Origin of the sequence: Barnesiella sp. ET7 (assembly GCF_024733785.1) — a bacterium.
In the GTDB taxonomy this organism is placed as follows: domain Bacteria; phylum Bacteroidota; class Bacteroidia; order Bacteroidales; family Barnesiellaceae; genus Barnesiella; species Barnesiella merdigallinarum.
Genome location: NZ_JANRHM010000003.1, coordinates 146,890 through 170,259 on the forward strand (window position 1 = coordinate 146,890; position 23,370 = coordinate 170,259).

The following is a 23,370-nucleotide window of genomic DNA, read 5'->3' on the forward strand; positions in this document are numbered from 1 at the left end:
TAAAATTTGTTTTTTAAAAAATAATTATTTTCTTTGCAATCACATTACATGAAATTTTTTCATAGTTAAGGTTTAGGTTAAATCGGCTAAGAGTTGTTGAGAAACAGCTCTTAGTTATTTTATAGAGCTCCAAAATTTGGAAGATTCTCAATAAAACTCTATATTTGAGGACAAAAATAGTAAAAAGAGATGGATTTTTCAGAGATAATCGTCGCTATAATCATCGGGTTGGTCATTCTTGCCATCAATTCCGTTGGTTCCAAAAAGCAACAAAGCTCTAAAAATCAACCGGGAAGACAACCTGGTCGAACCATCTTTCCCGAAGCCTCCACTCAGGCCCCTCAGCGAGAAGAGCAGGAAGAGAGTCGAGATGCTTCCACACCACTTACCCTGGACGAAATTTTCGCAGAGCTGCGCCGAGCTCACGAAGAGGAGGAGCGAAAGGCTCACGAGGCCGATGAATATATCCCCCGAGCTCCCCGAAGAGCGCAGCCGCAACCGTCTCGCCGCCCTCAGGTGCAGCCCCTGGAGCGAAGAGAACCTCAAACCGAATGGCGACCACAGCCTCGACCTGCAGAACAGCCGGCTGCGACCGTCCCAAAACCCGAACCGGCAGCAACGATACTGACACCCGAGGAGGAGGGAAAATCGGCGCTCGCCCGTCCGCAAACATCTGCCCGACCCGTGACACAAACCGTACCGGTACAGGAATCCGAAGCAGAGACTGAATCAATAGATATAAGCGATATAGATTGGCGAAAAGCGGTCATCGCTGCAGAAATACTGAATAGAAAATACTGAAACCGAGAAACACCTTAACCTTGAAATATCTCAAAAACAACAAAATATCATAGATATGGCATTTAATTTTATTACCGCCGAAGAAGCGGCTCAATTCGTTCACCACAACGATAATGTAGGATTTAGTGGCTTTACTGCAGCAGGTACCCCCAAAGTAGTCCCTGTCGCCATCGCCCAACGGGCCGAGGCCGAACATGCAGCCGGACGCCCCTTCCAGATTGGCGTCTACACCGGTGCCTCGACCAGCGACTACGTAGACGGCGCCCTCACCCGTGCAAAAGCCATCAGAAGCCGTACACCCTACCAGTCGCACAAAGATACCCGTGCAGCCGTCAACTCCAACGAGATTGCCTACTTCGACATGCACCTCTCGCACCTGGCGCAAAACCTGCGTTACGGATTTCTGGGCAAGGTAAACGTGGCCATCGTCGAAGCTACCGAGGTAACCCCCAACGGAGAAATCCTGCTGGGCAACGGTGTGGGTGCTACTCCCACCTTCTGCGCGCTGGCCGATAAAATCATCATCGAACTGAACCACCACGACCCCAAAGAGCTGCGGGGCATGCACGACATTTACCAACCGCTCGACCCGCCCTACCGTCGCGAGATTCCCATCTACAAACCCAGCGACCGTATCGGTGCTCCTATCATTAAAGTAGACCCGAAGAAAATCGTGGGCATCGTCGAAAGCGACAAGCTCGACGGCGTGAAACCCTTCACCCCGGCCGACGAGACCACCATGAAGATCGGAAACAACGTGTGCGACTTCCTCGTAAGCCAGTTGAAAGCCGGCCTCATCCCGCCCCAATTCCTGCCGCTGCAATCGGGTGTAGGCAACATCGCCAACGCCGTGCTGGGCAGTCTGGGCTCCAACCCCGACATCCCCGCCTTCGAAATGTATACCGAGGTGATACAAGATGCCGTTATCGACCTGATGAAAGAGGGTAAATGCAAATTTGCCAGCTGCTGCTCCATGACGATAAGCGACGGCAAACAAGACGAGGTGTTCAGCAACATCGACTTCTTCCACGACAAAATCATCATGCGACCGGGCGAAATATCGAATCACCCCGAAATCGTACGCCGACTGGGCCTCATCACCATGAACACCGCCCTCGAGGCCGACATCTTCGGCAACGTGAACTCGACCCACGTAACCGGTACCAAGATGATGAACGGCATCGGCGGCTCGGCCGACTTCACCCGCAATGCCTACCTCTCGATATTCACCTGCCCCTCGATTGCCAAAGGTGGCAAAATCAGCGCCATCGTACCCATGGTTTCGCACCTCGACCACAGCGAACACTCGGTACAGGTGCTCATCACCGAGCAGGGTGTAGCCGACCTCCGCGGCAAATCGCCCATCCAACGCGCTCACACCATCATCGAGAACTGCGTTCACCCCATGTACAAAGAGCTGTTGTGGGACTACCTGAAACTGGGCAAAGGCCACACGCCTCACAACCTGAAGGCCGCCTTCGGATTCCACAACGAGTTCCTGAAATCGGGCGATATGGCTCTTACCAACTGGGCCGAATATGTATAATTAAACCGTCGAATGCGATTATAACCGATACCCTCGAGGCCACCCGCGCCTCGGGGGTATTGTGTTTATAACGCGAGAGCTGGAAACGATCTTTTTCGTCGCACCGATTCCGATTACTCGTCGGGCAACCGGATGGGCCGCCGACGGAACACCGTGTCGGAATTCCGGGCGAGCGGAGTCGTCAGCCGGTATTCCTGAGCGGCATCGTCGTATTCGAGTATCACCAGGTCGCCGTTCCGGGGCGAAGCCATCTCTTCAAACTCCTCGACCGTGAGGTGAAACCACCGCATCACAAAGAGGCGTATGGCCAGCGAGTGGGTGATGAGTACACAGTTGGGCGGGAAGTCGGGGCTACGGAAATCGCGATGCAGCGACCCCAGCAGGTCGTTGATGCGGTCGTAGACATCGGTGCCGGCCTCGCCGCCCGGGAACCGGTAGTAAAACGTGCCGTAGCGGCGACGTTCCTCTTTCAACCGCTTCAGCTCGGCATAGGTGCGCAAGTAGCCCCACTCCTGCTCTCTGAGGCGGGGCTCCTCGTTGTAGTCGAACTGACGACGGGGAAAGGCCCGGGCCACCTGCTCAAAGGTAGAACGGGTGCGCCAGAAGGGCGACACATAGAAATAGAGCGGTTCGTCACCAACCAACGCCTTCAGGGCTTCACCTGCCTCACGAGCCTGCTCGAGACCTCGGGGAGTCAGCTCTATCGTGTAGTCGGGTTCGGTGGCAAACTGGCTTTCGTCGGTATTGGCATAGCATTCGCCATGACGTATCAGGATAATTCGGTGTGGTTTCATAGGTATATTTACATGAGGTATGTGTGTATGATCTTTGCAAACGAAGGGTCCCCGGTTCTTACAGTCCCCCCGGGGCATTGTGCGACAGTCCCCGAAACAAGTATTGCCTCTTGTTGTCTCTTCTTATTTAAAGAAAAGGGGCTGCATCACGCCGATACAGCCCCTCTATACAGGTTACGGATTATCGTATGGGATGATATTCTACAAAGGCTTCGATGGCCTCGTACGAAGCCAGACCGAGGCTGGCGTAGAGGTCGGCCGTAGCTTTGTTACGATCCTCGGCACGTTGCCAGAACAGACGCTCGTCATCGCCCAGGAAGGGAGCGCTCTCCATCTGCGACTGGTGTTTGAGAATCGAGTTACGTTTCTGACGCAGCTCTTCGGGGCTCAGGGGCACAGCCATTTCGATGTGGTCGATTTCCCATTCGGCCCAGGCACCACGATACATCCAGATGCGGCAATCTTTCATCCACTCTTCGTCCTTGATTTCGTCGATAGCGGCCAGAACGGCATCGAGGCAAACCTTGTGAGTTCCGTGCGGGTCGGCCAAGTCGCCGGCTACGAAAATCTGGTGCGGTTTAACCGACTCAATCAGGTCTTTTACAATCTGAATATCGGCTTCGGTCAAATCGCCTTTCTTAATGGTACCCGTCTCGTAGAAGGGGAGGTTCAGGAAGTGAACATTCTCGGGCTTGATGCCGATGTATTTGCAGGCGGTACGAGCCTCGCCCCGACGAATCATTGTCTTGATAAAGCGAATATCGGGCGTATCGGACTCACCGTCTTTCTTCTGCTCGATGAATTTGTGGATTTCGCTGCTCTCTTTCAGAAGCTCGGGGGTATCGAACTTGAACTTCTTGGCGATGTTGTCGATAAGCATGATGTAACGCATCATATCTTCGTCGCCTACGGCAATGTTGCCCGAAGTCTCGTAAGCCACATGTACATCGTGTTTCTGTACGGCAAGACGTTTGAGGGTACCACCCATCGAGATCACATCGTCGTCGGGGTGCGGGCTGAATACGATAACCCGTTTGGGATACGGAGTAGCACGCTCGGGACGGAAAGTGTCGTCGGCATTGGGTTTACCACCGGGCCAACCAGTAATGGTATGTTGCAGCGAGTTGAAGATGCGGATGTTTACGTTGTAGGCCGAACCGTAGAGGGCAACGAGTTCGCTCAAGCCGTTGTCGTTGTAGTCTTTGTCGGTCAGTTTCAAGATGGGTTTACCCGTCACCTTGCAGAGCCAAACAATGGCCCGACGGATGAGTTTCTCGTCCCATTCGCACGACGTTACGAGCCACGGACGGCTGATGCGCGTCAAAGCCTCGGCAGCCGAAAGGTCGAGCACCACTTTGGCACGACGATGGGTCTGCAGGAAGGAAGAGGGAATGAGGTCGGTCACTTCGCCCTCGATGGTGCGTTTCACGATGTTTGCGCGATTTTCACCCCAGGCCACGCAGATGATACGACGGGCCGACATGAGGTTCGAGATACCCAGCGTGATGGCACAGCGGGGAACATTCTCGTTCGAATTGAATTGCGACGAAGCCACGTGACGGGCATCGCTACCGAGCAACATGAGACGGCACGACGAGTTGAGCTGCGAACCTGGTTCGTTGAAGGCGAGATTACCCACGGCACCGATTTCGCACAGAGCCAGGTCTATACCGCCGCAGGCTTCGATCTCTTCCTCGTATTTCTTGCAGTATGCGAAGAGATCTTCTTTCGAAACCATCTTGCTGGGCGTGTGGATATTCTCGGGGTCGATATTCACCTTGTCGAGCAAAAGCTCTTTCAAGAGGCTCATGGTACCGGGAGCACCTTCGGCCAAGGGATAGTATTCACCGATGTTGAACACGATTACATTCGAGAAGCTGATTTCTCCGGCCTGATACATGCGCACCAGTTCGGCATAGACCGAGTGAGTGGCTGCACCCGAACCCAAAGCGAGAACGCAATGGCGATGTTCGGCCTTGCATTTCTGAATCAACTCGGCAATGTCGTGAGCCACATATACCGAACCTTCGTCGGAACCTTCGAAGATTTTGGTATAGACCTTTTCTTCCCGCGTCAGAGCCGCGAGTTCCAACTCACCGTCAGGATCGTAATACCGTTTGGGTATACGGTCCAGTTTAATTTGAGAACTAAGATTTGTTTTCATCGCGATAGTATTTTTGAGTTACAAACTTAATGATTCCTTTACATTTTTTCCACACAAAAAAGGTGAAAAATGATGGAAGTATATTCGATTTTTAGAAAAATACACAAAATTTTCACCCGCCGGTCGATACTTGCCAAAAAATGATTACTTTTGGGGAAAGCTAAAATCCATAAAAATCTATAAAATCATGAGACTGATTATCGAACCAACCTATGATGCAGTTTCGCGTTGGGCCGCTAACTATGTGGCATCGTGCATCAATAAATTCAACCCTACCGAAGAGAAGCCTTTCGTACTGGGCCTCCCCACCGGCTCGTCGCCGCTGGGCATGTACAAACACCTCATCGAGTTGAACAAGAAAGGTATCGTGTCGTTCCGCAACGTCGTTACCTTCAACATGGACGAATATTGCAACCTGCCCGAAGATCACGAGCAGAGCTACCACACTTTCATGTGGAGCAACTTCTTCTCGCACATCGACATCCGTCCCGAGAACGTCAATATCCTCAACGGCAACGCTGCCAACCCCGAAGAGGAGTGTGCCCGCTACGAGGCTAAAATCGCCTCCTACGGCGGTATCGAACTCTTCCTGGGCGGCGTAGGCCCCGACGGCCACATCGCCTTCAACGAACCGGGTTCGTCGCTTACCTCGCGCACACGTGTGAAAACCCTGACACAAGACACCATCATCGCCAACTCGCGCTTCTTCGGCGGCGATACCAACCTCGTGCCCAAAACGGCGCTCACCGTGGGTGTAGGCACCGTCATGGCTGCCCGCAACGTACTCATCATCGTCAACGGCCACAACAAGGCCCGTGCCTTGCAACAGGGCGTAGAGGGCGGCGTTTCGCAAATGTGGACCATCACGGCTCTGCAAATGCACCCCAAGAGCATCATCGTATGCGACGATGCCGCTACGGCCGAGCTGAAAGTGGGTACCTACAAATACTTCCTCGACATCGAGCACAACAACCTCGACCCCGACAGCTTGCTGAAGTAATCTCACTCGAAAGCCAAAATCTTTCGAACCGCATAGCGAGGGTTCCACACATCGGTGTGGGGCCATCGTTTCTTTTTACCCTCACTCAAGGGATGTATTTCAAAAGGGAACAGGATAGAGCCGGCTATCGGTGCGAAGGGGGTACGATGGTATCGTTTTGTGCCGATTCGTCACGATTTACGGTTTTTCTTCCACACGGCAAAGTTGCGCATGAGCCCCGCATACTTGGCCCGGCGCACGGCCGAATGGCGGAATATGCGGTTGAAATCGTCGGGAGTCAACGCCTCGAAACGGGCGGCGTCGAGAGCGAGCAGTTCGTCCGAGGGGGCGAACTCGGGGTGCGTCGAAGGAGTAGCCGCCCGATTCCAGGGACAGCACTGCTGGCAGGTGTCGCAGCCATAGACCCGGTTGCCCATCCGGTCAGCCACCGCGGGCGGTATCTCGCCGCGGTTCTCGATGGTCTGGCACGAAATGCAGCGGCGGGCATCGACCTGCCCCGGCACATCGAGCGCCCCCACAGGGCAATGCTCCCGGCAGAGCAAGCAGTCGCCGCAGCGGTTGGACAAGGGTTTGTCGGGGGGCAAGGCGAGTGTCGTAAGCAACTCGCCCAGAAAGAAGTAAGAGCCCTTACCGGGGATTATCAACTGGGCATTCCTGCCGATAAATCCCAGACCGGCCTGCACGGCCCAATAGCGTTCGCGCACAGGGGCGGTATCGCAACACACCCGCCCGGCATCGCCCGAGAGAGGGGCCACGAAAGCGGCGAGCTGCCGCAGCTTGTCGCGCATCACCTCGTGGTAATCGCGGCCATAGGCATAGTAGGCAAACTGAGGATGCTCCTGCGGCTGGAAACGGGCCGGATAGTAGTTGAGCGCCACGCATACGATGGTGCGGGCTCCCGGGTAGAGAAGGGCCGGATGATCGCGCAAGTCAAGGTAGTTGCCCAGATAGTCCATCTGGGCCTGCCTGCCCTCGTCCAGCCAACGGCGATAAGCCTCGCGGGCCCGGGGCTCTACCTCGTCGACCCGAGCGAAGCCACACGCATCGAAACCCAACCGAAGGGCTTCGCTACGAATCTGCTCTCGCCACTCAAAGGGTGCGGAAGATGAATCCATTTTCGCGCAGCCAGTTTATGGTTCGGGGCAAGGCATAGTGCAGGTTGCGCTCGGCCTTGATCGAGTCGTGAAACACAATGATGGAGCCGTTGCGGGCATAGCGCTTCACGTTGCCAAACACCTGTTCGCCTGTGAGCTTGTTGCTATAATCGCGAGTCACCACATCCCACATGATGATGCTGAAATCCTTTTTCAACAGGTTGGCCTGCCCGGGGAGCATGTGTCCGTGGGGCGGACGGAAGAGTTGGCTCTGAATCAGGTCGTGGGCATTGAGCACGTTGCGCACATATTTCTCGGGCGGGGTCGACATGCCCTGTATGTGATTCATCGTGTGGTTGCCCACCTGGTGCCCCCTGTGCCTCAACTCCTGGAAGAGGTTGGGGTTGCGGGCCACATTGTCGCCCACACAAAAGAAGGTAGCCTTTACCGAATAGTAGTCGAGGACATCGAGTACCCACGGCGTAACCTGGGGAATGGGGCCGTCGTCGAATGTCAGGTAGACGGTCTTCCGATCGCCCGGGATGCGCCAGATGGCCTCGGGGAACAGCATCCGATAAAAAAACGGGGGTTGCTCTATAAACATAAATGATATATCTAACGAAAAAAATCGGGAGAGAATCGGCGAAACAAGCTCCCCGACACTCTCCCGTAAAGGATTATATTCGATTACTCCCGAACGGCAAAACGCGATGCAATCTTGTTTTGCAAATCGGTAAGTCCGTAGGCTGTACTCAGCTCGTTGATAGCATGAACGATGTAGACATGCTTCTCGTAATCGTTGCGGATGGAGCGGAGCTGACCCGGAGTGAGGTCTTTGTACCAGTTGAGGTAGCCGGCCGAGTTTTCAAGAATCTCGTTGAGCAGAGCCTCGCCCTTGGCCGTTTCGCCCAGTTCGAGGTAGGACTGACCGAACGACAGCGACGTAAGGTCGTGAGTTACCTGCCAGCCCGGAATCTTCTCCATGATAAGGTTCAGAGCCGTCAGGGCCTTTTCGTTCTTGCCCTCCTTGATAAGCTGCTCTACCAGGTCGGCAAACATCATACGGATGGTATTGCACATGCGGCGCACGTTCTCGTCGAGATAGAGCGGATGCTCTTTCGTCACCTGGTCGATACCGCCCCAGCGGAAGCGGTTGACCATATTGTCGTACATCTTGTCGGTATTGATGTTGTTGTTGACCCCTTTCAAAGGTACCACCTGATAGGCCAGACCGGTACGCGAGAAGTAGTCCTCGAGACCCAGGTAGTAGCTGTTACCCACCGTCACGGCAAAATAGACGGGGCGTTTCCAGCCCTGCTCGGCATTGGTGTTGATGATGTCGAGCGAGGCGATTTCGCTCATGGTGAATCCCCGCTTGTTGGAGAAGTCGGGCACGATGCGCGAAACGATGCTGTCCTTCAATGCGGGAGCTACCGTACCCGAAGCCACCACGGCATTAGCATCGACCGGTATATAGAGCTGGTTGGTGGGCAGGTGGTTGAGGGCACCGTATCCCGGCACATCCTTGGTCCACGACTCATCGCTATAGAGATAGTCGAGTGCGTTGCGTACCGTAATCGAGTCGGCCAGACGGTTGATTACGTAGTTGTAGGAACGCACGTCATAGGCATACTTCGACTCGTCGGCCGAGATGGGCAGTGCTGCCGATTCGTAGGCCGGACGCTTCATCTGGTCGATGTACCAGTCGGTCTGCAGATACGAGAGGTTGCACACCCGCACATCGGTGCGATAGCCCTCGACCTCCTGTACATACCACAAGGGGAAGGTATCGTTATCGCCGTTGGTGAAGAGAATGGCGTTCTCGTCGACACTCGAGAGGTAGTTCATACCGAAGTCGCGGCAGACATAGCGGCCCGAACGGTCGTGGTCGTCCCACGTCTGGCTCACCATCTGCAAGGGCACACACAAGCACAGGAGCGAAGCCACCACGGCAGTCGCCGTCGACTTGGGCTGCTCGTCGGTCGTCTTGGCCAGGTAGTTGAGGCCACGCCAGATGGCGGCGACACCCAACCCGATCCAGATGGCAAACGCGTAGAACGAACCGGCATAGGCGTAGTCGCGCTCACGCGGCTGGTAAGGCGTCTGGTTGAGGTAGATGACAATGGCGATACCCGTCATGAAGAAGAGGAAGAAGGTGACCCAGAAGCTCTCGATACCCTTCTTGCCCGAGAAGGCCTGGAAGAAGAGACCGATGAGACCGAGCAACAACGGCATCATGTAGAAAACGTTGCGGCCGGCATTGTTCTTCAGGTCGTCGGGCAGGTTGGTCTGGTCGCCGGCAATGTGCTTGTCGATGAAGTTGAAGCCGCTTATCCAGTTACCGTTCTGCACTTCGCCGTGGCCCTGAATATCGTTCTGACGGCCGGCGAAGTTCCACATGAAATAACGCCAGTACATGTAGTTGAGCTGGTAGTCGAGGAAGAAGGCGAGGTTTTCGCCGAAGGTGGGCTTCATCACCGTCTTGGTACCGTCGGGAGTCTTCACCTGTACGGGGCGGCCCTTGAAGTTGGTCCACTCCTTATAAGCCGATATATGTTCGGCCTTGTCGCTGTACATGCGGGGGAAGAGCATGCACAACTCGGGTTCGTATTTGTAGTGTTCGTCGTGCCCGGTGATGATGTAGCGGTCGGGATCGTCGGGCGACGATTTCAGTTTCTTCTTCCAGATGGGTTTCCCCTGGGTCGACACGGCCGTACCGTTGGCATCGCGCAACACCTCGGCGGGGAAGGTCTGCCCGTAGAAGAGCGGACGGTCGCCATACTGCTCGCGGTTGAGGTAACCCGAGAGGCTGAAGATGTCTTCGGGCGAGTTCTGATCCATGGGCGTGTTGGCCGTCGAACGTATCATAATCAAGGCATACGACGAGTAACCGATGAAGATGACGAACAACGAGAGCAGAATCGTGTTCATGGTCACTACCGACGGACGCTTGCGCATGAAGAAGAGGTAGTAGGCCAGGGCCAGCGAGAGGATGATGCCAATCACATAACCGTCGCCGATGAAGGGGATACCTACCAGCACGATGCTGATGAAGAACGAAATCTTCATCAACTTCTCGCTACGCTGGGCGTAAGTCTCGTAGATGGCCCAGGCGATAACCCCGACAATCAGGAAGAAATAGAATACCACACCGCTGTTGAAAGGCAGGTGGAAGACATTGACAAAGAGCAGTTCGACCCAACTGGCCACCTCGACGAAACCGGGAACCAGTCCGTAGAGCAGCAGCACGATGAGCACAAACGAGAGCAGCAGGGCAATGATGGAGCCCTTCAGGTTGGTATTCTTGAACTTGCGGTAGTAATAGACCAGCACGATGGCGGGGATACACAGCAAGTTGAGCAGGTGCACCGCAATCGACACGCCAATGATGTAGGCGATGAGTATGATGTAGCGGTTGGAGTGCGGCTCGTCGGCCACGCTCTCCCATTTGAGAATCAGCCAGAATACCAGTGCCGTGCAGAAAGAAGAGTAGGCATAAACCTCGCCCTCTACGGCCGAGAACCAGAAGGTATCGGACCAGGCATAGGCCAGAGCACCTACCACGCCGCAACCCAGGATGGCAATCATCTGACCCATCGACATGGTCTCGACAGTCTCGCCTTCACGCAGCACAACCTTCTGTGCCAGGCGGGTGATGGTCCAGAACAACAGCAAGATGGTGGCGGCACTCAACAATCCCGACATGAGGTTGACCATGTAGGCCACCTCCGAGGGCGAAGAGGCAAAGTTGGCAAAGAAGCGGGCCGTCAACATGAAGATGGGGTTTCCCGGCGGGTGACCCACTTCCAGTTTATATCCCGAAGCTATAAATTCACCGCAGTCCCAAAAACTGGCGGTCGACTCCAAAGTCAGGATATAGGTAATCGCCGCAACGACGAAGACCACCCATCCCAACACATTGTTCAGTAATTTGTACCGTTTCATTATACTACTTTTGTCTTTATTTTCAGGCAGTTCTACAGACAAACGCCACACACGAAAACAACCCCGGGAAAGGCCGAAACCATTTTACCGAGGGAGCAAGAGGTGTCTATCTGTTTTCATATACCCGGCAAAGATAATGAAAGATTGTTAATCTCCCCTCATTATAAACTTTTTATAATAATTTATCGGCTATATTTCACAAAATCGCAGTTCGACAGCCCTACTTCGCCGGTTTCTTATTACTTTTACCCGCCAAACGAAATTGCATTATGAGTACCCGAATACTGATTACCGGCGCCGGTGGATTCATCGGCGGATTCATCGTCGAAGAGGCCCTCTCGCGGGGATACGAAACCTGGGCCGGGGTGCGCAAGACCACTTCGCGCGAACACCTCAAGAACCCGGCCATCCGTTTCATCGACTTCAACTACGGTAACCCCGACCTACTGGCCGACCAGTTGCGCGAGCACAAACGGGAATATGGCAAGTGGGACTACATCGTGCACAACCTGGGGGTGACCAAGTGCAAGAACCCCGACGACTTCGACCGCATCAACTACGGGTTTGTCAAGAATTTCACCGAGGCCCTCGTCGCTACCGACATGGTGCCCAAGCAGTTTATCCTCATGAGCAGCCTGGGAGCCTGGGGGTTGGGCGACGAAAAAGGCTTCACCCCCATACGCCCCACCGACACACCCCACCCCAATACCCGTTACGGACAGAGCAAGCTGAAGGCCGAGCGACACCTGCAATCGCTCAAGGGCTTCCCCTACGTGGTGATGCGCCCCACCGGAGTATACGGGCCCTACGAAAAAGATTACTACCTGATGATGAAGAGTATCAAGTGCGGATTCGACTTCATCGTAGGATACAAGCCGCAGCTCATCACCTTCATCTACGTGAAGGATCTGGTGCAGGCCATCTTCAAGGCCATCGACCGGGGCGTGACGCGCCGAGGCTATTTCCTCTCCGAGGGGAGGGCCTACACCTCGTCGCAATTCCGCCGGTACGTAGCCGCGGCGTTGGGCAAGCGTTGGGTGATACCGGTGAAGATTCCCATCGCCGGACTCTGGATTGTTTCGGTCATTGCCGAAAAGGGTGCCGCTCTCCTGGGCAAGACCAGCACGCTGAACCGCGACAAGTTCCGCATCATGAAGCAACGCAACTGGATATGCGACATCAGCGATGCCCGCAACGAACTGGGGTTCGAACCACAATACAGCCTCGAGCGCGGGGTAAACGAGTGCGTGAAGTGGTATCGCGAGCACCATTGGCTGTAAGGTAGCCCGCTGTAGACACGCCGTCTTTCAAAAAAAAGCGTTACCTTTGCAGTGCGATTCAAGCTGGTGACAATGAAAAAGATAAAATCGGTGTGCGTCTACTGCGCATCCAGTTCCAAAATAAACCCCGACTACTTCGAGGCGGCTCGCGAAATCGGGCGGCTCCTTGCCCAACGAGGCATGCGATGCGTATGCGGAGCCGGGAACCAAGGACTCATGAGCACCCTGGCCGACAGCGTGTTGGCCCACGGTGGCGAGGTGCTGGGGGTGATTCCCCAGTTTATGATTGACGAGGGGTGGTGCCACCCGGGTCTGACCCAGACCGTAGTAACTGCCGACATGCACGAACGCAAGGAGCGCATGGCCCAAGAGGCCGATGCCGTCATTGCCCTGCCAGGCGGCTGCGGCACGTTGGAAGAGCTCTTCGAGATTATCACATGGAAACAACTGGGGCTCTTCCTCAACCCCATCGTGATACTTAATATCGACGGATATTACGACCCCCTCATCGCGATGCTGAACAAGGCTATCGACGAGAACTTCATGCGCCACGAACACGCCCGCCTGTGGCAAGTGGCCCAGACTCCTCAGGAGGCCATCGACGACATCTTAAACGCTCCGGCCTGGGACCCCAGTATCCGCAAAATAGCTGCCATCTAACCACCCGACCGCCATGCCTATCCCTGCTGCACCTCACTCCGCTATCGTAGCCGACACCCTGCACACGGCCGATACCACCGGCACCCGGCTGCCGGCGAGCCAGCCCGAAGTGTTCGTGCCGCAATACATCGGGGGCTTCGAGCGCAGTACTCCGCTCAAGGAGAGCGACCCCCTCAAGGACCTGCAAGAGACCATCATTGCCATACCCGAGGGGTTTTCTGCCGAGCGTATGCCCGATACCCCCACCAACAACTCGTTGCTGGTGAGCATTGTTGTAGTAGTTTTTCTGCTCTTTGCCTTCACTTTCAAAAAAGGGACCAAGTTCCTGGGCGAGATATTCAACAGCGTGCTCAATGTGAAAGACCGCCAGAACCTTTTCGACGACACCACCGTGCGGGAGACCCAGCTACGAGCCGTACTGCTGGGCATGACCTGCGTATCGGAGGGGTTCTGTCTGTTTCAACTGCTGGCCTCCACCCGACCCGACCTGTCGATATCGATCGGGGTGGGTGTCTGCTGCGGCAGCCTCATCGCCTGGGTCTACTATACGTTACAAAAATGGCTCTATCGCGGACTCGGACTCGTATTCTCCGACACGGCCCACACCCGCAAGTGGGTCGAGAGTTTCATCTCGATCAATGCTATCATCAGTATCCCCATCGCCGTGCCGGTACTCTTGTCGATATTTGTTCCGCAATGGGGAAAGGTGATGCTGGTCGTCGCAGGAGTTATCTATCTGGCATCCCGTATCTTATTTATTTATAAAGGGTTTAAGATTTTTTACCGCAATATATTAGATTTATTCTATTTTATTGTGTACTTTTGTGCCCTCGAAATCGCACCCCTATTTTGGGTATATAAATCAAGCATATTGATATATCATTTTGTCGAACTAAAAATACAGCAGCTTTGAAAATTAAGAAAATTCTTGTTTCTCAGCCTAAGCCGAGTTCCGAAAAATCGCCTTACTACGATATTGCCAAGCGATATGGCGTCAATATCGTATTTCGTCCCTTTATCAAAGTAGAGGGCCTGACCTCCAAAGAGTTCAGACAACAGAAGATTTCCATTCCGGAATATACCGCTGTCATTTTCACGGCCCGTACCGCCATCGACCACTTCTTCCGCTTGTGCGAAGAGTTGCGCGTCACGATACCCGAAACAATGAAATACTTCTGCACGACCGAAGCCATAGCCCTTTACCTGCAAAAATACATTGTCTATCGCAAGCGCAAGATATTCTTTGGCAACTCGGGCAAACTGGACGACCTGGTTCCATCGTTGCTGAAACATGCGGGAGAGAAATACCTCTTCCCGGTATCGGATGTACACAAAGAGCAAACCTCGGTGCTGGAAAAGCATAAAATCAACTACACGCGTGCCATCATGTACCGCACCGTGAGCAACGATTTTGAAGAGGGCGAACCGTTTGACTACGATATGCTCATCTTTTTCAGCCCGTCGGGCATCAAGTCGCTGCTCAAGAACTTCCCCGAATTCGAGCAGGGCGACATCAAGATCGGTACCTTCGGTCCCACGACGGCTCAAGCCGTACGCGATGCCGGCTTACGGCTCGATGTCGAAGCCCCCTCGCCCGGAGCACCATCGATGACCGCCGCTCTCGACCTTTTCCTGAAAGAACAAAGCAAAAAGAAATAAACTCTTTTTCAACAAGAACCAAACCTCATAATCGTCTTTCACCGAAAGGAGGCGCTTATGAGGTTTTATTTTCAAACACACGATGAACGAACACAGTCTGCCCAAAAGCGAAAAACTATGCAGCCGAACAGCTATCAACCGCCTGTTTGCCGAGGGTAGTGCCTTCATCGTATACCCGTTGCGCGTCGTCTACCGCATCGACGATGACTCCACGGCTCCGCCGCAATTCTTTGTCAACATACCCAAGCGCAAGTTCAAACGGGCCGTCAAGCGGGTCTATCTGCGCCGACGCATCCGCGAAGCCTATCGACTGCACAAGGAGATTCTGACCGAACCTTTGTTGCAACGCCACCAATCGATGCACGTAGCTTTTCTCTACCTCGACAAGGACCTGAACGATTTCCACACCATCGAACGCAAGATGATCGAGGCTCTGCAGCGCCTGGTGCAGAAAAGCGAACAGCAACCCACCCCTCCCGCCGTAGAGCCATGAAAAAGTTGCTGTCGACCCTGCTCATATGGCCCATCCGCTTCTACAAGGCGGCCATATCGCCCATGCTGCCGCCCTCGTGCCGCTATGTGCCCACCTGCTCGCAGTATGCCATCGACGCCATACAGATACACGGCCCCTTCAAAGGCTTGTGGCTGGCCACCCGTCGGCTGTTGAGCTGCCATCCCTGGGGAGGCAGCGGCTACGATCCGGTTCCCCCCAAGTTTCCGACCGACATCCACACCCATCACGACCGTTACGGGGCCATCATCAGCACCACTCCCGAGGAGTTTCGTCCCCAACCGGGCAAATACTATTCGGTAGGGCTGCACCCCTGGAGCCTGTCGGATACCTCGAAAGAGTCGATTGCCCGGCTCGAAGCCGCCGTACAACACGAACAGGTGGTGGCCGTAGGCGAAACAGGGCTCGACAAACTCAAAGGAGGCGTCAACTACGAAGAGCAGCTTATCTATTTTGAGAAACAGATACGTCTCTCGGAGCAGTGGCACAAGCCGCTGGTCATTCACGCCGTGAAGTCCTACGACGACATCATCCGCATACACAAAGCCAAACGCCCCGCACAACCGTGGATTATCCACGGCTTCAGAGGCAAGCCCGAAACGGCGGCACAGCTCCTCCGCGAGGGACTATTCCTCTCGTTCGGCGAGTATTACAATCACGAAACCCTGAAATCGGTACCCCTCGACCGACTCTTCCTCGAGACCGACGAAGGCAACATGACCATCGACAAACTGTATCGGAAAGCAGCCCACATACGCAACCAGTCGCCCCGACGGCTACACAAGGCTCTGGCCGGCAACATTGCCCGCATCTTCCCGTTGGAGCAACCGGCCCGACAATCGTCTCAACCCGAAAACATTATGGAATACGTTCGATCAACGAAGGGTGAACAAATGCCGTAGCCACGGCCATAACCCCCTCGATCGAAACTACTACCCGCCGGTCGCCCTTGACCCGCAGGAACACCCCCTCGACCCCGGCAAAGACACCGCCGGTAATACGCACCCGATCGCCCTCGCGCAACGAGACAACCTGAGAATCGAGATAAACCACCTGCTCGTCATAGGCTCCTGCCACGGCTATAAAGCTGGACATCTGCCGGTCGGGCACCACCAGAGGCTCGTGCTTCTCGCGATCCATGATATAGCGCAAAGGAACCTTGAGCGAAATCTCCTTCTTGATTTCGTCCATCTTCTCGCGATTCAACCGCACGAAAACCAAATTGTGAATGACGGGAACCAGCTTGCGCACCTTGCGCTCGCCCTTGATAAACTCCTTGTAGTGCATGGGGATAAACGACTCTATCCCATACTGGTCGAGATAACCTTTCAATGCCATCTCCCGGCTATAAGTCACCCGAATGGCAAACCATTTGAGATCGGTCTTGTTTATACCCATAACAGTGTATCTGAAGAAAATAGGTTTGCACAAAAATAATTTAAATACACGAGATTAACGAAAAAAAACAGAGATGGTTCTTATTTTTTGTTATTTCGAAATTAAAATTGTTTATTTCGATAAAGAGTCGTAATTTTGCAGCTACCGCAGAAACGAAGGAATTCGGTAAGTCTGCACAACCTGCCGCCCCCTATCACCCTGCGAGAAACAACGACCAAACATTTAATAAAGTTTTCATTCGATGAATTTTGTAGAAGAACTAAAATGGCGCGGAATGGTACACACCATGATGCCGGGTACAGAAGAACTCCTTGAAAAGGAAATGGTTACCGCCTACTTGGGTTTCGACCCCACGGCCGATTCGCTCCACATAGGCCACTTGTGCGGCGTGATGATGCTGCGACATTTCCAACGCTGCGGCCACAAACCGCTGGCCTTGGTCGGGGGTGCTACCGGTATGATTGGCGACCCCTCGGGCAAATCGCAAGAGCGCAACCTGCTCGACGAAGAGACCCTGCGCCACAACCAGGAGTGTATCAAAAAGCAGTTGAGCAAGTTCCTCGACTTCGAGTCGGATGCTCCCAACCACGCAGAACTGGTAAACAACTACGACTGGATGAAGGACTTCTCGTTCCTCGACTTCGCCCGCACCGTAGGTAAGCACATCACGGTCAACTACATGATGGCGAAAGACTCGGTTCAAAAACGACTCAACGGCGAGGCTCGCGACGGACTTTCGTTCACCGAGTTCACCTACCAACTGCTGCAAGGCTACGACTTCCTGCACCTCTACGAAACCAAGAACTGCAAGCTGCAACTGGGCGGTTCGGACCAATGGGGCAACATCACCACCGGTGCCGAACTGATACGCCGCACCAACGGCGGCGAGGTATTTGCCCTCACCTGCCCGCTGGTAACCAAGGCCGACGGTACGAAATTCGGCAAGACCGAGTCGGGCAACGTATGGCTCGATGCCCGCTACACCTCGCCCTACAAGTTCTACCAGTTCTGGCTGAACGTGAGCGACGAAGATGCCAAACGCTACATCAAGATATTTACCTCGATTTCGCGCGAAGAGATCGAAGCCCTCATCGCCGAGCACGACCAGGCTCCCCACCTGCGCGCCCTGCAGAAACGGCTGGCCCGCGAGGTTACCGTCATGGTACACTCGCAAGCCGACTACGACGCTGCTGTCGAGGCCTCGAACATCCTCTTCGGGAACTCCACCTCGGAGCAACTGCACAAACTCGACGAAGCCACGCTGCTCGCCGTATTCGAGGGTGTGCCCCAGTTCGAAGTGTCGCGCGACGCTATCCTCGGCGGGGTACCCGCTATCGAACTGACCACCGAAATGGCTGCCGTATTCCCCTCGAAAGGCGAAATGCGGAAACTCACTCAGGGTGGTGGCGTCTCCATCAACAAAGAGAAACTCGCAGCCCCCGATACGAAAATCGACGGCAGCTATCTGCTCAACGACAAATACATCATCGTACAACGGGGTAAAAAGAATTATTACCTGCTTATCGCAAAATAATTCGACTAAAATTTGGCAAAGCCGTAAAAACACATTATCTTTGCCTCGCTTTTGAGGGTTAGACCTCAAAGCATAGAAGTTTGGCTTATGGTGTAATGGCAGCACAACAGGTTTTGGTTCTGTTTGTCTAGGTTCGAATCCTGGTAAGCCAACACAAGAACGAGCAACGGTACGCCGCTGCTCGTTTTTGCGTTTATACAGAGGTATTCCTCCATTCTGTCCCCACTTCCTGAAAAAGCCAGACTAACAGTTGTTTTCCTGTCCGCTTTACATTATCTTTGTGAAACAAGCATCCTCCCCCTTCAGACACAGATGAATATAAAATAAAAACAGCCCCCGGCCTCCATGGGCCATCCAAACAAAAATAACCATATAAAAAACAAGACCATGAAAAAACACAACTTACAAGAGTCAGTCCCTGCAAAGACCCCTCAACGGTCTGCCACGCAGAACCGCATCGGATTGCCAAATTTATACTCCACACGGCTATGGGCAATCTGCCTGATACTATTCGCCTCGTTCACAGCTCTGCCCTATTGCAACCAGGCCAAGGCGGCTACCACAGAAGAGGAAGATTCAGCCCTGCCAATCGTCGCCTGGTTCAACGAACGCGATACCATGACCTACTGGATAAGCGAAGGCTCCTGGAAATTTGAAGGGACCGACACGGTCAAGACCCTTGGAGCCAACACCAAAGTGATGATAACGGTTACCGACTCTACAAAAGAGGGGTATCAGATGGAATACAAGTTTCTGAAATTCAGCACAGACACGGATGCCGAATCCGAAATGCAGAACTTCATGCAGGAAACCGTCCAACGACTTCAAGACGAAATTGCGGGTACAACCATACGGTTCAGAACAGACGAGTTAGGAAAGATTATCCAATATGACAACCTGGAAGAGGTGGAGAAACAGGCCAAGCGTGTATTCGACGGAATCATCCAAGAATCTTCATGGATGGACAAACTGAATTCAACCGGCATAAAAGCCGACGAGCTATTCAGAAACATAGACCCCAGCAAGCTGGTACAAAGCTATACAGAAGAGTTGGAAATGCTTTTCCAATACCATGGATACCAGTTTCCCCTGAAAGAGACCACCCTGCACGAAGAGGCCACCGATACCAAGTACGAATCGGATACTTACCTGTCGGCAACCATCGACCCCGAAAGTTATGAATATGATATAATCATCGAAATCAACAATTACATACCCAGGAAAGATATCAAGCAACTGCTTGGTGGGTTCGTCGATATGCTTATGGACAAAGAGGACGCTACTACCGTGAAGGAAGATATGGATACCGGATTTGACGAGCAAGTGACCGAAGATGCCGTAAGCAAAGAATTTCTGCACATAAAATATTTCCCCGACGGATGGCCCCAGGAGGTCATCAGCCAGCAGAAAATAATTATCGGCAACAAAGGCAAAATGACGCAAAAGTACATTACATGGGATGAGCGCAGCGTGCGCAACTCTGACTGACACAGGAGACCAGTCTCCCCATGGTCCCGGCCGGACAAGCCTTCGAAATGCCAACCCTAAAAGTCGGTAGAGCCATTCGTGGCTTTCCCCCAAGAGCTTCGTGTCTGCAAGTATACACACAACAAGAGCGGGAACTCATCACAAGTCCCCACTCTCGCACAAGTTGAAAATGTTATGATTTATTTGACAAGCAGTCGATGGTTATATACCTTACCGCCCACTGTCACTTGCAGCAGATAGACACCTGCATCGAGCCCGTCGACCGAAAGGGTCTGTACGGGAGCCTCGGCTGCAAGCACCAAAGCACCACGCAAATCGTAGACAGCTACCTCAGACACACCGTCGGCCAGCGTGATATAATCTTGTGCCGGGTTGGGCCAGAAGAGTTTTTCAACAGCTACCCGCTCGATCGAAGTGGCTTTCTCTACCTCATAGGCGCCGATTGAAGGAGCCGTTTCCGAACGGGCTTTACCGCGCTGATCGACCGTGGGAACACCCTCTACCACGATACCGGCACCGGCAGCAATACCCTCGGGCGAGATGGCTATCGTTTTGGTAGTTCCCTCGTTGAGAGCCGGAACGGGTTCGGCATCGGCAAACAGGGTCTGGTCGGTATATACCGTGTTGTCTACAAACCCATCGACGGTAACCTCTGTCGTACCTACCAACGCGGTTCCATAGATGTTGTTCGAACCGGCCAACGTACATTTGTCGTGGGTATAGATGTCGGGGCCGCCCACACTACCTACAACAATAGTATTATACAGATTAACAATGGCACTCGAAGCAATGTGAATACCTGCTCCATAGGTCTCGTGTACACTCTCGTTACCTACAAGTGTACAGTTGTAGATGCTGGCATTGCCTTGGAAAGCGAGAGCACCGCCACCGCTGGACTTGCCTGTGATTTTATTCTTATAGAATGTACAGTTGGTAATGGTTGCGGCATCGGAGGTCGAGAGAATGGCGCCACCGTGTGCAGCCGATGTATTCTCGCCGAAATAGCAGCCCGAGATATTGTAGTTTACCTCCGTCTTGAATGATGCATACCAGGCACCACCCGAGGTTCCCGTAGAGCTATTACCCTCGAACGAGCAGTTTTCTACCGTTATATTGCCCATCCATGTCAACAAGGCACCGCCACCGTTGGCCGTATTGTCGTTGAATGTAGAATTGGTAATTTTCAAAACACCGTCGGTCACATTGTTTTTTTGCACCACGGCTCCGCCGTAATGACCTGCACTATTGGTCGTAAATGTACAGTTATCGATTTCGGCCGAAGCTCCGGCATTTTGCAAAAATATGGCACCGCCATCGGCTGACGAACCGGAAGCCTCATTGCCGGTAAAGGTACAGCCTGTAAAATAGTTTGTACTGCCCGAGCAACCTACGGCACCACCGTGGGTGGTACTGGCGTTGTCGGTAAAGGTACAGTCGGTGAAACGGGCAATCACGCCACTGTTGGTATACACGGCACCGCCTACTTTCGTGGCCGAGAGATTTTGGAATGTACAGTTGGTGAGGGTAATGTCGCCGCAAGCCATGATACCGGGTGCATAACCGTTCCGAGCCTTGTCGAAGAGCAGGTTTTCGCCGGTGAACGAACCGTTCTTACCCACGAGAATCGTTGCCGACCACGAGGCCATGGTTGTTTCGTCGTCAATCAGGGCCGTGCCGTCACCGCCATAGAGCGTACAGTTCTTGAGCGTGAGCGAAACCAGTTCGGCATCTTCGGCCGGCGCATAGAGGCCTATTTTGAAAATACGGTAGTTCGATACCCCCGGCTCGGCCACCGAGATGGTTTTGCCCTGGGCATCGATAGTCAGATTCTTGTCAATCTGTATCGTGGCCGGAATAGTCACCGTAGTTTCGTCGCCGATAGAAAATTCTATCTCCGATCCTCCCGGAGCATTGGCCACCACATAAGGAAGCGAGCCCTCTTCGCTGGCATCGCCCGAGGTCTTGGTCACCAAAAAAGTTTCGGCAAAAGCTGCGCTCGAGAACAAACAACATGCGCAACTCATCAAGAGTAGTTTGTTTTTCATAATAGCACTTTTTAAAAGGTGATAAGAAATGAAATAATTATTTTTTGCAAGTATAATAATTTTTTTATTTATGCACAAAAGATTTCGTTTAGTTTCTCTATAATTTCTATATTTTTCTATTTGAAATATAAAAGAAACTAAAAAGAAAAAGAAATGAAATATATACTACAAAAAAAGGAGCGGCCCATGTGGGTCGCTCCCAAGTTTTGACGATAAAGCACTACCTGCAGTCTCTCAAGCGAGCTCTATCTACGGTTTCTTTTGTCGATTATTTACTATTGTTTTATTTCACATTCTTCATCACCTCGGCGACTTTCTCTTTCATGGCTTCGTCGCGCAGGTCGCGAGCAGCAATGGTACCGTCGGGGGCAAACAAGATGATATGGGGAATACCCTGAATGCCGTAGAGTTCGGTCGGTATCTGTTGAGCGTTGATGATTTGCGGCCAAACGATACCCAGCTCCTTGATGGCAGCCTGCGTATCTTCGGGTTTATCCCATACGGCTACACCCAGCACATCGAGACCTTTGGCGTGATACTTGTCGTAGAGCTCCTTGATGTTGGGAATCTCGCCCCGGCAGGGACCGCACCACGAAGCCCAGAAGTCGACCAGCACATACTTGCCCTTGCCCACATAGTCAGAGAGCGAAGCCTTCGTGCCGTCGGGTTGCTCGATGGTGAAGTCGGTAAACATCTGACCCTCGGCTGTCTTTTTCCAGATTTCGAGACGTTGGTTCATCACCTTTACCAGAGGATCGGCCTTGAGGGTTTCGCCGGCCAGGTTGATGACCGAGTCGAGACGCTCGGGCGAAAGATCCCAGTTGAAGAGGGTCCATGCACCCACGGCGTTGTTGTTGTTACGGTCGAAGTAGTGCGAGAAGAGTTTGTCTATCTCGGGCATGATGAAGGTAAGTTGCACTTTGTCCCACTCGGCCGAAGCCTCTTCGTCGGACAAACCTTTTGCTATGATCTCTTGTTGTTTGGCTATGAAGATTTGGTTCAACGAATCGATGTCGTTCATAAACGAGGCAAACTCGTCGTTGAGCGGAGTACCCGATACCTTGTCGGTTTCGCCCAACTCTACGGCAATGTGACCGTTCTCGACGATAAATCCCATGCGGTAAAAAGAGGGTACTTGCAACATACCCACGAAAGCGGTATCGGCCTTGCCCTTGAACTGGAACTTGTTATCGGCAATCACCGCGCTGTCGAGCACATCGCGCGAAGCCATATCGGTCAGGTAAACCATGTCGCCGTTCAGGGTAGAGTCGGCCACTGTTCCGTCGATGGTATACGACGAAGGATTGGAGTTGCAGGAAACAACCGTTGCGGCAGCAGCAGCCACCAGAAAGAAAAGATTTCTATTTTTCATATACGTTATAAATTGATAGCGAGGCAAAGATAGAGATATTTCGATAAAAACGGGAAGTTTTACGTTCTTTATCATTTAA

At 53.1% G+C, this 23,370-nt stretch carries 19 protein-coding genes, 1 tRNA gene and 1 pseudogene; 13 read left to right on the forward strand and 8 right to left on the reverse strand.

Features of this window, described 5'->3' with window-relative positions; genetic code table 11:
• The first annotated feature begins 457 nt into the window (after positions 1 to 457).
• Positions 458 to 628, forward strand: coding sequence for a hypothetical protein (locus NW211_RS03100; RefSeq protein ID WP_158096835.1), 171 nt, complete (start codon positions 458 to 460; stop codon positions 626 to 628).
• Positions 629 to 856: 228 nt separating this feature from the next.
• Positions 857 to 2,347, forward strand: a complete 1,491-nt coding sequence (locus NW211_RS03105; RefSeq protein ID WP_087407928.1) for an acetyl-CoA hydrolase/transferase family protein — start codon at positions 857 to 859, stop codon at positions 2,345 to 2,347.
• 113 nt (positions 2,348 to 2,460) lie between these two features.
• Here the strand turns inward: NW211_RS03105 and NW211_RS03110 are convergent, their stop codons facing one another.
• Together NW211_RS03110 and NW211_RS03115 are read right to left on the reverse strand one after the other, a co-directional pair.
• Positions 2,461 to 3,141 carry a histidine phosphatase family protein gene (locus NW211_RS03110; protein ID WP_087407927.1) on the reverse strand — a complete coding sequence of 227 codons (681 nt, stop codon included), beginning with the start codon at positions 3,139 to 3,141 and terminating at the stop codon, positions 2,461 to 2,463.
• A gap of 181 nt (positions 3,142 to 3,322) precedes the next feature.
• Entirely contained in the window at positions 3,323 to 5,305 is a 1,983-nt protein-coding gene (locus NW211_RS03115) for a glucosamine-6-phosphate deaminase (RefSeq protein ID WP_087407926.1), read from the reverse strand.
• Positions 5,306 to 5,492: 187 nt separating this feature from the next.
• Between NW211_RS03115 and nagB the strand changes: the two genes are divergently transcribed.
• Positions 5,493 to 6,305 (forward strand): glucosamine-6-phosphate deaminase, encoded by an 813-nt coding sequence (gene nagB / locus NW211_RS03120; protein WP_087407925.1) that lies wholly within the window; start codon positions 5,493 to 5,495, stop codon positions 6,303 to 6,305.
• Between the two features lie 170 nt (positions 6,306 to 6,475).
• Here the strand turns inward: nagB and queG are convergent, their stop codons facing one another.
• The 3 genes from queG to NW211_RS03135 all read right to left on the reverse strand — a co-directional run bounded on the left by queG (position 6,476) and on the right by NW211_RS03135 (position 11,344).
• A complete protein-coding gene (queG, locus tag NW211_RS03125) occupies positions 6,476 to 7,420 on the reverse strand; it encodes a tRNA epoxyqueuosine(34) reductase QueG (RefSeq protein ID WP_258326878.1) in 945 nt (314 codons plus the stop codon).
• On the reverse strand, positions 7,395 to 8,003 hold the full coding sequence (locus tag NW211_RS03130) for a polysaccharide deacetylase family protein (RefSeq protein WP_258326879.1): 609 nt from the start codon (positions 8,001 to 8,003) through the stop codon (positions 7,395 to 7,397). Before NW211_RS03130 ends, queG begins: the two co-directional genes overlap by 26 nt.
• Positions 8,004 to 8,086: 83 nt before the next feature.
• The gene (locus tag NW211_RS03135) at positions 8,087 to 11,344 is read right to left on the reverse strand and encodes a protein O-mannosyl-transferase family (protein WP_258326881.1); all 3,258 of its coding nucleotides are present in this window, start codon (positions 11,342 to 11,344) and stop codon (positions 8,087 to 8,089) included.
• Positions 11,345 to 11,613: 269 nt separating this feature from the next.
• Here NW211_RS03135 and NW211_RS03140 point away from each other — a divergent pair, with 269 nt between their 5' ends.
• The 7 genes and pseudogenes from NW211_RS03140 to NW211_RS03165 all read left to right on the forward strand — a co-directional run bounded on the left by NW211_RS03140 (position 11,614) and on the right by NW211_RS03165 (position 16,356).
• Positions 11,614 to 12,624 (forward strand): NAD(P)-dependent oxidoreductase, encoded by a 1,011-nt coding sequence (locus tag NW211_RS03140; protein WP_258326882.1) that lies wholly within the window; start codon positions 11,614 to 11,616, stop codon positions 12,622 to 12,624.
• Between the two features lie 72 nt (positions 12,625 to 12,696).
• Positions 12,697 to 13,284: a TIGR00730 family Rossman fold protein gene (locus tag NW211_RS03145; RefSeq protein ID WP_258326883.1), complete on the forward strand. Its 588-nt coding sequence runs from the start codon at positions 12,697 to 12,699 to the stop codon at positions 13,282 to 13,284.
• A 13-nt stretch (positions 13,285 to 13,297) separates the two neighbouring features.
• On the forward strand, positions 13,298 to 14,197 hold the full coding sequence (locus tag NW211_RS03150) for a DUF4271 domain-containing protein (protein ID WP_087407919.1): 900 nt from the start codon (positions 13,298 to 13,300) through the stop codon (positions 14,195 to 14,197).
• Complete coding sequence (locus NW211_RS03155) at positions 14,194 to 14,943, forward strand: uroporphyrinogen-III synthase (RefSeq protein ID WP_087407918.1); 750 nt, start codon at positions 14,194 to 14,196, stop codon at positions 14,941 to 14,943. Before NW211_RS03150 ends, NW211_RS03155 begins: the two co-directional genes overlap by 4 nt.
• A gap of 82 nt (positions 14,944 to 15,025) precedes the next feature.
• On the forward strand, positions 15,026 to 15,436 hold the full coding sequence (locus tag NW211_RS03160) for a ribonuclease P protein component (RefSeq protein ID WP_087407917.1): 411 nt from the start codon (positions 15,026 to 15,028) through the stop codon (positions 15,434 to 15,436).
• A pseudogene (gene yidD, locus NW211_RS14110) lies at positions 15,433 to 15,651 on the forward strand (membrane protein insertion efficiency factor YidD); the annotation flags it as partial. The gene NW211_RS03160 and the pseudogene yidD, both read left to right, overlap by 4 nt.
• Before the next feature lie 51 nt (positions 15,652 to 15,702).
• Entirely contained in the window at positions 15,703 to 16,356 is a 654-nt protein-coding gene (locus NW211_RS03165; protein WP_309249695.1) for a TatD family hydrolase, read from the forward strand.
• On the opposite strand, the gene NW211_RS03170 is transcribed toward NW211_RS03165, so the two are convergent.
• On the reverse strand, positions 16,313 to 16,852 hold the full coding sequence (locus NW211_RS03170; protein ID WP_087407915.1) for a UpxY family transcription antiterminator: 540 nt from the start codon (positions 16,850 to 16,852) through the stop codon (positions 16,313 to 16,315). The two genes, NW211_RS03165 and NW211_RS03170, sit on opposite strands and share 44 nt — an antisense overlap.
• 241 nt (positions 16,853 to 17,093) lie before the next feature.
• Here NW211_RS03170 and tyrS point away from each other — a divergent pair, with 241 nt between their 5' ends.
• The 3 genes from tyrS to NW211_RS03185 all read left to right on the forward strand — a co-directional run bounded on the left by tyrS (position 17,094) and on the right by NW211_RS03185 (position 19,874).
• Complete coding sequence (gene tyrS / locus NW211_RS03175) at positions 17,094 to 18,386, forward strand: tyrosine--tRNA ligase (RefSeq protein WP_258326888.1); 1,293 nt, start codon at positions 17,094 to 17,096, stop codon at positions 18,384 to 18,386.
• An 81-nt stretch (positions 18,387 to 18,467) separates the two neighbouring features.
• Positions 18,468 to 18,538: transfer RNA gene (locus NW211_RS03180), tRNA-Gln, on the forward strand.
• Positions 18,539 to 18,773: 235 nt separating this feature from the next.
• Positions 18,774 to 19,874 carry a hypothetical protein gene (locus NW211_RS03185; protein ID WP_258326890.1) on the forward strand — a complete coding sequence of 367 codons (1,101 nt, stop codon included), beginning with the start codon at positions 18,774 to 18,776 and terminating at the stop codon, positions 19,872 to 19,874.
• A gap of 179 nt (positions 19,875 to 20,053) precedes the next feature.
• Here NW211_RS03185 and NW211_RS03190 read toward each other — a convergent pair whose 3' ends face one another.
• Together NW211_RS03190 and NW211_RS03195 are read right to left on the reverse strand one after the other, a co-directional pair.
• Positions 20,054 to 21,919, reverse strand: coding sequence for a right-handed parallel beta-helix repeat-containing protein (locus tag NW211_RS03190; protein WP_258326891.1), 1,866 nt, complete (start codon positions 21,917 to 21,919; stop codon positions 20,054 to 20,056).
• A 283-nt stretch (positions 21,920 to 22,202) separates the two neighbouring features.
• Positions 22,203 to 23,291 carry a TlpA disulfide reductase family protein gene (locus tag NW211_RS03195; RefSeq protein ID WP_258326892.1) on the reverse strand — a complete coding sequence of 363 codons (1,089 nt, stop codon included), beginning with the start codon at positions 23,289 to 23,291 and terminating at the stop codon, positions 22,203 to 22,205.
• Positions 23,292 to 23,370 lie beyond the last annotated feature (79 nt).

Excerpts from the sequence above, each read along its gene's own strand:
- NW211_RS03185 (WP_258326890.1), top strand. The coding sequence starts at position 18,774 with ATGAAAAAACACAACTTACAAGAGTCAGTCCCTGCAAAGACCCCTCAA.
- nagB (WP_087407925.1), top strand. The coding sequence starts at position 5,493 with ATGAGACTGATTATCGAACCAACCTATGATGCAGTTTCGCGTTGGGCC.
- NW211_RS03195 (WP_258326892.1), bottom strand. The coding sequence starts at position 23,291 with ATGAAAAATAGAAATCTTTTCTTTCTGGTGGCTGCTGCTGCCGCAACG.
- NW211_RS03150 (WP_087407919.1), top strand. The coding sequence starts at position 13,298 with ATGCCTATCCCTGCTGCACCTCACTCCGCTATCGTAGCCGACACCCTG.
- queG (WP_258326878.1), bottom strand. The coding sequence starts at position 7,420 with ATGGATTCATCTTCCGCACCCTTTGAGTGGCGAGAGCAGATTCGTAGC.
- NW211_RS03160 (WP_087407917.1), top strand. The coding sequence starts at position 15,026 with ATGAACGAACACAGTCTGCCCAAAAGCGAAAAACTATGCAGCCGAACA.
- NW211_RS03135 (WP_258326881.1), bottom strand. The coding sequence starts at position 11,344 with ATGAAACGGTACAAATTACTGAACAATGTGTTGGGATGGGTGGTCTTC.
- NW211_RS03130 (WP_258326879.1), bottom strand. The coding sequence starts at position 8,003 with ATGTTTATAGAGCAACCCCCGTTTTTTTATCGGATGCTGTTCCCCGAG.
- NW211_RS03100 (WP_158096835.1), top strand. The coding sequence starts at position 458 with ATGAATATATCCCCCGAGCTCCCCGAAGAGCGCAGCCGCAACCGTCTC.
- NW211_RS03110 (WP_087407927.1), bottom strand. The coding sequence starts at position 3,141 with ATGAAACCACACCGAATTATCCTGATACGTCATGGCGAATGCTATGCC.
- NW211_RS03190 (WP_258326891.1), bottom strand. The coding sequence starts at position 21,919 with ATGAAAAACAAACTACTCTTGATGAGTTGCGCATGTTGTTTGTTCTCG.
- NW211_RS03170 (WP_087407915.1), bottom strand. The coding sequence starts at position 16,852 with ATGGGTATAAACAAGACCGATCTCAAATGGTTTGCCATTCGGGTGACT.
- NW211_RS03145 (WP_258326883.1), top strand. The coding sequence starts at position 12,697 with ATGAAAAAGATAAAATCGGTGTGCGTCTACTGCGCATCCAGTTCCAAA.
- NW211_RS03140 (WP_258326882.1), top strand. The coding sequence starts at position 11,614 with ATGAGTACCCGAATACTGATTACCGGCGCCGGTGGATTCATCGGCGGA.
- tyrS (WP_258326888.1), top strand. The coding sequence starts at position 17,094 with ATGAATTTTGTAGAAGAACTAAAATGGCGCGGAATGGTACACACCATG.
- NW211_RS03115 (WP_087407926.1), bottom strand. The coding sequence starts at position 5,305 with ATGAAAACAAATCTTAGTTCTCAAATTAAACTGGACCGTATACCCAAA.
- NW211_RS03105 (WP_087407928.1), top strand. The coding sequence starts at position 857 with ATGGCATTTAATTTTATTACCGCCGAAGAAGCGGCTCAATTCGTTCAC.